At 69.2% G+C, this 9,698-nt stretch carries 1 protein-coding gene; it reads right to left on the reverse strand.

Features of this window, described 5'->3' with window-relative positions; translation table 11 throughout:
- Nucleotides 1–2,028 precede the first annotated feature (2,028 nt).
- Nucleotides 2,029–9,654, reverse strand: a complete 7,626-nt coding sequence (locus FXN61_RS43225; protein ID WP_167979636.1) for a hypothetical protein — start codon at nt 9,652–9,654, stop codon at nt 2,029–2,031.
- Between the last annotated feature and the right edge of the window lie 44 nt (nt 9,655–9,698).

The raw sequence follows: 9,698 nt of genomic DNA on the forward strand, positions 1-9,698 counted from the left end.
CTCGGCCTCGGCCTCGGCCACCGCGACCTCGGCCCGCAGGTCCTGCTCCGCCCGCACGGCCTCGTTGTGCGCCGAGCGCGCCGTGTCCAGTCTGGTCTCCGCCTGCCGCAGGTCCTCTTCCGCGGCGAGCACGGCACCCTCGGCCGCGCGTGGTGAGCCTGTGCGGTGCCGAGGTCGATGACGACCTCGGAGTGGAGGTCGCGAGCCCTGGCCGCCAGCTCGGCCGTTCGCGCTGCCGTGGCCATGGCGGTCTCGTGTTCCTGCACGGCTCGATGACGTGCCGCCGCGGCATCGCGGCCGCCTGATCGCGCGCGGCCTGCTCGTGGGCCGTTGCCTGGTCCACGTCGAGCCGCGCGGCGAGTGCCATCTGCTCGGCGAGGGCGGCGTTGAGCTCGTTGGTGCGAAGGAGGTCCGCCGCCTCGTCCACCGCGGACTCCGCACGCTCGACCGCCTGCCCTGCCTCGTCGCGCTGCCGTTGCGCGGTGCCGAGCCTGGCCGTCGCGTCCGTGACGTTCTGTTCGGCGACTTCGAGTTCGCCCGCGCGCGTGACCACTTCGGTCGAGGCCTCAGCAAGCCGGGGCGCGAGGTCGTTGATGGTCGTCTGGGCGGCGTGCCGGGCACCGTCGGCGGCGACTTCCGCTTCACGCCAGGCTTTCGCGGCCTCGTGCACACCGGTCTGTGCCGCGTTCAGGTCCGAAGGCAGCGGCCTGCCCAACGCCGCGGAGGCATCGGCCGCGTGCATGCGGACCTGCGCCGAACCCGGCACCTTCAGGTCGACGACGCCCGTCCTGCCCTTGCCGAGGTCGGCCACGACGCGGTATTCGACGTCGTAGTTGACGAGACCCGTGCGGCCCTCGGTCTTGAAGTTCGCCGACGGGTTGTGCGTCGTGCCGCCCGAGACGGCCGCGCTGTCCTCGGCGGCGTGCCGGACCTCCACGCCGCCAACGGAGAAACCGACGTCGGGCTTCTTCGACGTCACACCACCGGGCGCCAGCGCCACCGTCACGTCGTGGGACTCGGTCTTCTTGGCCTCGCTCGACGTCGTGGCGACGGTCGAGCGGGCGTCGGACACCGCGACACCGTCGCTCAGCGCTTCGAGCCTGGGGTTGACGAGCTTCGCGTAGACCTTCACCTGAGCGTGCCGGCTCGTGGTGACAGATGCCTCGTGCAAGCCCGGCACCTCGAACGCGCCGTCGAGCATGCCGGGAAGGTTGGGCTGCAACGACTCCAGCGCGAGGCCCGACCGCAACGCGTTCATCGCGCCGGTGCCCTTGCCGGTGATTCCGCTCTGAGCGCCCGCCCCCATCAGCGCCCGCACCGCCGCGTCCTGCAGGAGCTGAGCACCGCGCAGGTTCTCCACCGAGGCGAACGGCGGCAGCTTCGCGGACGTCCCCTGCCATTCGCGTGCGCTCGCGGGGGCGCCGTCCTCTGCGGGCCGGGTGGTGGTGGCCGGCGTGAACGGGACCGGCTCCGCCGCGGTGGTCTTCTGGTTGTCCGCGTGCACGCGGACGGACATGTCGACCTGGCCACTGCTCGCCCGGCCGATCTCCTTGCTTCCCTTCTCCACCACCAGCTCGAACGTCACCGGCACCGTGTAGCGGACTGCGGGCCCGGAAGCGGCACGGGTCTGACCGAGCTGCTTCGTCGTCGACTCGGTCGTCGAATAGGACTGCGCCTGGCCCACGTTCGCCGCCGCCGACCCGCCGACGGTGGCGGACACGTTGGCATTACCGGTCTTGGGCAGCGCCGAGCCCGGTACCTTGAGGCCGACGCCCCAGCCGGTTCCTCCGCCACTGATCGTCGTCACGACCTGCGTGCCCGTGGAGGTGTGCTCGATGTCGACGCCGTCGTTGACCGCGCCCTCGAACACCGGCGTGCCAGGAGTGGCCTTCAACGTGACCTGATAAGTGTCCTTGCCGAACACGCCAGGGTCGTGCACCAGCAGCGGCACGCCGCCGTCCAAAGCGCTGTCCACCAACGCTTTCACGCTCGCTTCGGAGGTGAGGTCGGTGAGGCGCCGCAGGTTGTTCATCGAGTCGTCGAGCACTGACTTCGGCAACAGGTTCTTGCCCAGCTTGCCCAGGTTCTCCCGCAACTGCGGCACCAGGTCCGACAGGTCCGGCGCCTGCTCGACCAGGCCGAGCCCCAGCGCACCGGGCTCACCCTCGCGCAACGTCGTCGGCGGCGCCATCGTGCCCTGCTCCACCGGTGAGCAGTGGTCTCGACCGAGGGCAACACGCCCATGTCGCGCGCGACGTCCTCGCTCACCCGGACGAACACCCCGCCCGGCAACGAGACGACGGAACCGGCGACGCTGGAGGAGCCCGTGCGGACGGTGTTGCTCGCACGGCTTTCCCCGACGACCGTGACCTGGGCGTCGAGCTGGACCAGAACGGTCCTGCCGGTGGCGGGCATGGCCTTGTTGCGGTCGACGTTGCCGGTGGCCTCGCTGCCGGTCGTCTTCGTCTTCGACCAGGGAGTCCACTTCGCGGTGGCGCCCAGCGCGGTCGACCCGACGGCGCCCTTCGTCGGTCGCATCGGTGTGTTCAACCCGGCCGTCACGTCGACCGAGCGGGAGTCCGTCGTGCTCTCCCCCACCTTGAACCCGCCCGCGTGCCCGGCTTCCACACCCACGTCGTCCGAAATGGACACCAGCTTCGCGTTGCTCAGCCCGACCGCCATGCCGACCGCACCCACCCGGTCGGCGACGCGGCGGCCGTACTTCATCCCGCCTTCGGTCATGCCCTGGCCGGTCAGCGTGGGCAGGTTCGCCTTGATGTTCTCCGGACTGAAGAGCTTGTCGATCCGGTTGCGTGCCTCGGTTCCCGGCACCGTCAACGCCGTGTCGCCGCTCGCGTTCAACGCCGCGATCGCCGCGTCACGCACCGCCTCGGTGTTCGCCACCGCCTCCACGTGCATGAACGGCCACGTCGGTGGCTTGGGTGCGGTGAGCAGCTGCTGGATCGTCGGCGGGTTCGCCAGCACGATCGGCGCGGCCGGCGCACCCGGTGCGAACGCCGCAGGGTCCGACGACATCGTCGAGCCGTCCGACACCCACAGGTTCGCCTTGCCGCTGATCTCCTGCAGGTTCACCCCGGTCTTCGCGATCGTCTTCGGCTCCGGCACCTGCAGCCACGGCGATCCCGGCGTGAGTCGCTTGACCCACGCCCGGTTGCGGCTGAACTTCGTGATCTCGATGTCGAAGGTCACGTCGTGCTGGAACAGCTGCGCGTTCGGACTGCCGCTGGTCGACCGGGTGCTGCCCACGGTCGGCCCCGCGGTGGTCTTCGTCGTCGTGGTGCTGCTGTACTTCGCGCCCACGGAGGGCGTCGGCGTCGCGGTCGTCTTCTTGTCGCTCGCCGGGATCACGACCTTGCCCTCGACGCCGACGCTCCACCCCTTCTGGGTCGCCGTCGCACTGTCGAGCTTCGGCCCGCTGGTCGCCGCACCACGCACGTTGCGCTCGTCCGCCTGGCCCAGGTGGACCGGGTTGGTCATCCGCGCCTTCACCGTGACGTTGATGAAGTCGTTGGTGGCCATGCCCTGTCGCTTCAGCCGCACCTGCACACCGGCGCCGAGCAGACTGTCCATTTGCGACTGCAGTGCCGTCGGCGACAGCTCGGTCGTCAGCTTGCGCAGGTTCTCCAGCTGGTCCGCGAGGTTCTGCATGTTCTTGCCCGCCTTGCGCGGATCGCTCGCGGCGTCGGCGAAGGACGGCAGGAACCTCTCGAAGCCCGGAATGCCCCGCAGCGCCCCTTCGACCTGGCTCTGCACTTCGACCGCGGGTTCGAACGACCCGACCTTCACCGCACCGGCGGCGGCCGCGCTCGCCAAATACGGCGGCGGGAACTTGGGCTCCGCGGTCGGGACGGCGAGGTTCGTCGTCGCGTCCGGAGGCACCGGCAGGTTCGCCGCGGCCGCTTCCGGCAAGCCCGCGCGCAGGTAGCCGGTGGCGGTGACCGGAATCGTATCGCCGTGCGGCGTCTGGAACTCCAGCCGCATCGTCGTCCGGTACAACCCCAGGTCACCCTTCACCTGGATACCGGTCTTCACCGTCGCGCTGGTGCCGGCACTGGACGATTCGGTCGTGCGTGCCGAATAGCCAAGGCTGACGGTGGCACTGCCGCCGACCTTGTCCTTCACGGTGGCGCCGCCGCCGACCGTGACGCTCGCGTCGAACCCGCTCTTCGTCGCCGCGCTCAGTCCGGTGCTGATGGCCGCCGACTCGTGCACCCTCAGGTTGGCCGAGGACGTGGTGCCGACGAGCTCGACGCTCAACGGCACGGCCCGCATCCGGACCACACCGCCGCGACTGCCGTGCGGACTGCTCAGATCGGGCGACACGACCCAGCCGTTCAACGCCGCACTCAGGTTGTCCCGGATCGTCGACGGAGACAGGAACTCCCGCAACGCGGTCCGGCCGGGCGCGCCCAGCTTCGTCACGCTCGGATGCAACTGCCGCGCGACGTCCTCGAACGCCTTCGCCGTGTCGAGATCGGTGATCGCCTCCGGGGCGGCGTGTTCCGGTGTCTTGGTCCACTGCGTCTCGGTCAGGCTCGGATCCGCCGGGGTGATGGCGATCAGGTCGCCGGGAATCTGAAGGCCCACCTCCTGCTGTACCGAAACCGATGTGCCGACCTGGTTGCCGCGCGCGTCGGTCAGCGTGACCTGGAACGTGACCGGCACCTTCGCGCCGAACGCCTCGTCGGTGGAGCGGATCGCCCGCTGGTCGGTCGTGGACGTGCCCGTCGTCGTGCTCGTCACCGGACGCGCCAGCGCCGCCTTGCCGACAATCGTTCCGGTCGCACCGACCGCCATGCCGAGGGTGACAGCGCCCCCGACATCGCCTGCTGTGCCAATGGATCCGGTCTGTGTGGTGGCGTTACCGCTCTGCGTGGTGAAGTCGATCTTCGTCTTGGGGGTGAGGTCACCGTCTGTGCGCACGCCGAGCGTCGCCGTGACGTTGGCCTCGAACCAGTCCTTGCCGACCTTGATCTGGAAGTTGCGGCCGTTGCCCAGGAACGACTCGAAGTTCTGGCTCAACGCGGGCGCGATCTGGTCGACGCCGCGCGCGGTGACGCCCGGACGTTGCGGCAGCAGACCGGTGACCGCCTGCGAGATCTCCTGGCCTCCGTTCACCTCGACGGCGGCGATGGTGCCCAGTGCCGCGCCGTCCTGGAAGAACGACGGGAGCTCGCCGGCCACCGAAGCGTCGCCGGCCGACGCGAAGTCCTCGTCGCTGACCGAGGCGTCGTCCGCGGACAGGAAGTCCTCCGACGACGCGGAATCAGTCCGCGCCGGCGGCACGGACGAAGTGGAGGCGACGGGCGGTGCGGGCGGTGCGGGCCTCGTCGGTGTCGCGGTGGCGTCCGGTGCGGAGCGAGGTGCAGGCGTAGGCGCCGCGGCGGTGCGCGGCATGTCCAGACGGGTGTCGGGGACCATCACCTGGCTGTTCGCGATGCGCTCGATCAGCCACAGGTGGCGGGGCAGCAGTGCGGCATCGGGCAGGTAGAGGTCCGTTCCCATCATCCCGCCGTCGTCGGTGTGCACGCTGGACCGCGACTCCCGTGCCAGGAACACCCGTGTCGAGTCGACGTACTCGTCCGGTGCTCCCAGGTAGTGCAGCATCTCGTGCGCGTACACGCCGGGCGTGGCCGTGGGGTTCCACTCCGTCTGGTTCGAGTGGACGTCCTTCACCTCGACCGTCGTGTGCGCGTCCGCCGCGTTGTCGGTGAACTCGACGTTGAGATGGAACTGGTCGCCGCTCGGCAGCCGATAACCCTGGTTCAGCAAGGAGTTCACGCCGTCGTGTGTGTTCGCGCGCACCTGTTCCAGCACGGCCGGATCAACGTCCGCTCCCGGCCGCAGGTGCACCTTGACCGTGTACTCCTGGACGAACTGCCCTGGGCCGACCTCGATCCGGCGCAGGTCGTAGTTGACCTGCGTGCGGTACATCGAGATGTTCGACGGCGTGCTCTGCGTTTTGACGCCGGCGATTTCCGTGTCCACCGTGCGCACGTGCGCGCCCTCGCGACGGCCCTGCCACACGTCCGGCGACACCGGATCGTGGGGCGCGAACCATTCCGCCGTCGCCACCGAACTGCGCCGCCACGACTCGCCGTCGATGACCTTCTGCGCCGGTGGCTGCGATTGCGACTGTTGCGGCACGGTGGGAGCCGATGACACCCGTCCATCCGGCCGTTTGAGCTCCCAGTCCACCCGCACGTCGGCGCCGGTCGACATGCCAGGCACGACCTGGACGTCCACCAGACCGCTCAGCCGGGCTGCGAGGGCGCTGTTGACCGTCCCCGCGTGCGGACCGGACACCTCGACCTTCGGCGACAGGTACCCGAGGTCCGCCCGCTTGGTCGCCGCGTCGACGAGGCTGTCGGCCAGCGTGCGCATTTGAGCCGACTGCTCTGCCGTCAGATCGCTCACGCCCGGCTCGAAGTCGAACGACAGCTCCACCGGAACTGTCCGCGGAGCGGGAGCGGGCGAGCCGGTGTTCGCGAGGCGTGCCCGGTGCTCGCGGATGGTGTCCGCGTCGCGGAACATCTCGGACAGCTTGGCCATCTTCTCCGCGGCGTCGCTGACCTTGCCGTCCTTCGTGTACTCGAAGTGCCTGCCGTCAGGGGTCTTCGTGATCCCGTCCGGCCCGGCCTCGAACCGGTTGGTGAACGAGTTTGGTCCATTGTGGACCTCACCGGCGCGGTCGACGTACGTGCTGTGCGTGGTGTAGGAGGAGAAGTCCGCCTGGTAGTACTGGTGGAACTCCTCGAACAGCTTCTTCGCGTTCTCCGGCCGGGCTTCCGGGTCGATCTTGGCGGTGAGGTTGTCCAGGAACGTGAAGGTCTCATCGGCGGTGATCTTGTTGCGCAGGTAGAAGCCGAACGGGTCGGAGTCGACGATCGCCCTTGCGGCCTGGAAGTCCCTCTCGTTGTTCCACAAGCCGCGGTAACGGTCCATCATCTCGACGGCGAGCTTGTGCTCCGGTTCGCGATCGTGTTGCCCCTGGCCGTCGCCGAACTGGTTCTTGGCGTTGACCTTCTCGATGTCGTGGAACAGGATCGCCTTCGCGAGCGCGTCCACGGGCAGGAACCGGGTGTCGGGGTCCTCGTTCGCGGTGAGGTCGAGGAACTGCCCGAGCACCATCTGCGAGTGCTCGTAGAACGTGTAGACGCCCTTCGCGCCCGGTTCGCGGAAGGGCTTGTCCTGCACCTGGGTGGCGACCTCGTCGAACTTCGGATCCAGCTCAGGGAACTGGGTGATCAGCTCCTTGACCGCGGTCTCGGGGTTGCGCGTGTCGCTGATGGTCCTGCCCAGCTGGTCGCCGACCTGCCGCTGCCGGGCGAACTCCACCGGCCGCTGTTGGTTCCACTCGTGGAAGGAGTTCGGGAACGGGGTCTGGCCGTGCTCGCGGGTGTTGAAGTCCAAGGCCATCCGGTCGGAATCCGCGGCCATCAGCGCGCCGATCTCGGCCTGCGTGGCGATGCCGGGCACCTTGGCCATCAGCGCGTCGACCGCGGCAGGGTCGACCGGGTCGAAGTCGAACGCGGCCAGCTCGTGCTCGGCGCGCGTCCTCGCGTCGTGCGCGACGGCGTCGGCCATGGCGTTGCGGAAGTTCTGGTCGGCGAGCGTGAGCGCCAGGTCGTTCTTCAGCGCCGCGCTGACGGCGGCCTCCAGCTCGGGAAGCACCTCGTTCTCGACCGCCGCCCGCAGCTCGGCGGGCTGGGTGCCGGCCAGGTCCTTGCCGGTGAACGAGTTCAGCGCCCCGGTGACCGCCGTGCCGAGCACCTTGTTCTCGGCGACGTCGGCGACCCGGTTCGTGTCGATGCGCGGTGAGATCGAGGGGAGCTGCTGGGCGGCCATGTTCGCGGCGACGTTGGAGCCGAACGCCTTGAGCCGGTCACCGCTGAGGAAGCTGCCCTTCTTGCCTCCCGGGGCGAACTCGTCAAGCTCGGCGAGCTTGCCGAACTGGTTGTTCAGCGCGTCACGCATCTGGTTGCCCAGCGACTCTGCCACTTCCGTGCGACTGTTCTCGTCGAGCAGCGCGAGGTCCGGGTGGTTCACCACCCCGTTCTTGAAGAGTTCGACGGTCGGCTCGACGACCTTCGCGGCGAACGCCTTGGCCTTCTTGCTCGTCGGCTTGTCCGCATCGATCAGGGCCTGCAGCTGCGCGCGGGCTTTGACGTTGGGGTTCACGTTCTTGACGGCCTTGTCGAGCGTGTTGACCGCGCCCGTCGCCGCCTGTGGCACGACCTTCTCGCGCAGAGCCTGCTCGAACGCCACCTCGTTCACCGCCGGCGTGCCCGCCTGGGCGAGATGATCCCTCAGCGCCGGGCCGCCCGTGGACAGCACGTTGGTGGCGACCTTGCTGACGTTCACCGACGCCGGGCCCACCTCGTTGAGGAACTGGTTGAGCCGCTGAGTCCGCGCCTCGAAGCTGGTGTCCTTCGATGGTGACGCGCCATCCCGCGCGTTGGGGATGGTCTCGGCGTCCGGTTCGATGAGGGCGTCGGGCGCGCGGTTCTCCGGGTCCTGTTTGGACTGACTCCAGGTCAGGTGGTGTTCGCGCAGCTGCGTGGCGATCTCGTGCAACCGGTGCGCGTCGTTGCGGAAGCCGTCGAACTTCCACTCGCCGTTCTGTTTCGACCAGTTGAACCACGGGTCGTACGCCTTGCCCAGGGCATCGCTGCGGAAGGCCGGGTCCAGCCCCAGCCGCTGGTAGAGCTCCGCCGCGGGCACGACCCGTCCCGCCTGGGCCGAGAAGTGGAACTCCGCGTCGGGGTTCACCAGATAGCTGATCAGCGACCCCGGCTCCGCCTCCTTGATCAGCTCGTCGAGGTGGGCGCCACCGATGCCGAACTGGTTGGGTTCCCCGCGCTGGTCGACGTTGTAGGTGTCCGTGTCGGACTTCGTGCCGGGAGCGCCCTCGACCGTGGCGCCACTCGTGATCTTGTTGAAGGTGTCCAGCGGCACCAGGAACGACCGCAGCACAGGCCGTTTCGGCCCCGACGACGGGTCGTTCGGGTTGACTGGCCTGCCGCCGTCGGTCTCCTCGTACTTCGCGAGCCACTGCAACGCCCGCTGCGGACGACCCGCACCCGCCCACAGCTGGGCGTTCCTGCCAGGGGAGATCTTCAGGTCGCCGGTCTTCGGATCCTGCTGGATGTCCTTGAACTCGGGGGTCGCCGCGCCGAGGTCCGCCGGGTTCACCACCGCCGTGTAGATGCGCACGTGGTGGCGGCCCGCGATCGTCTCGATCTCGAACTCGCCCCGGTGCACGGTACGCGGCTTTCCCTCGACGACAAGCTTCGTGGGACCGGGATACGACACGCCGGGCCGTCCGATGTGGACGCTCTCCTTGGTGGCCGCGTACCGCGTGGTGCCGTCGGGGCCTTCACTCGCGACCACGTGGACCGGCCGCCCGGTCTTCGGTCCGAACGAGGTGAACGTCCCGTTCTGGCCGAGCACGTGAACCCGTGCGTCGGCTGCCTTGGCGATGCTCTCCTGCGTGCCCTTGGCTTGGTCCACCAGCGCGTCCGGCGAGTTGGGATGCAGCGTCGCGGTGATGGCGTTGGCCAGGCTGGTCAACTGGTCGGCACCGGGAACCTCCACCGCCTCCAGGCCGTGCAGGTCGAGCATCAGCTCCACCGGCGTGCGTGGTGCTGGTGGTGCTTCGCTGGTGACGGGCGCGG

The organism is Lentzea indica (assembly GCF_012184385.1).
In the GTDB taxonomy this organism is placed as follows: Bacteria; Actinomycetota; Actinomycetes; order Mycobacteriales; family Pseudonocardiaceae; genus Lentzea; species Lentzea indica.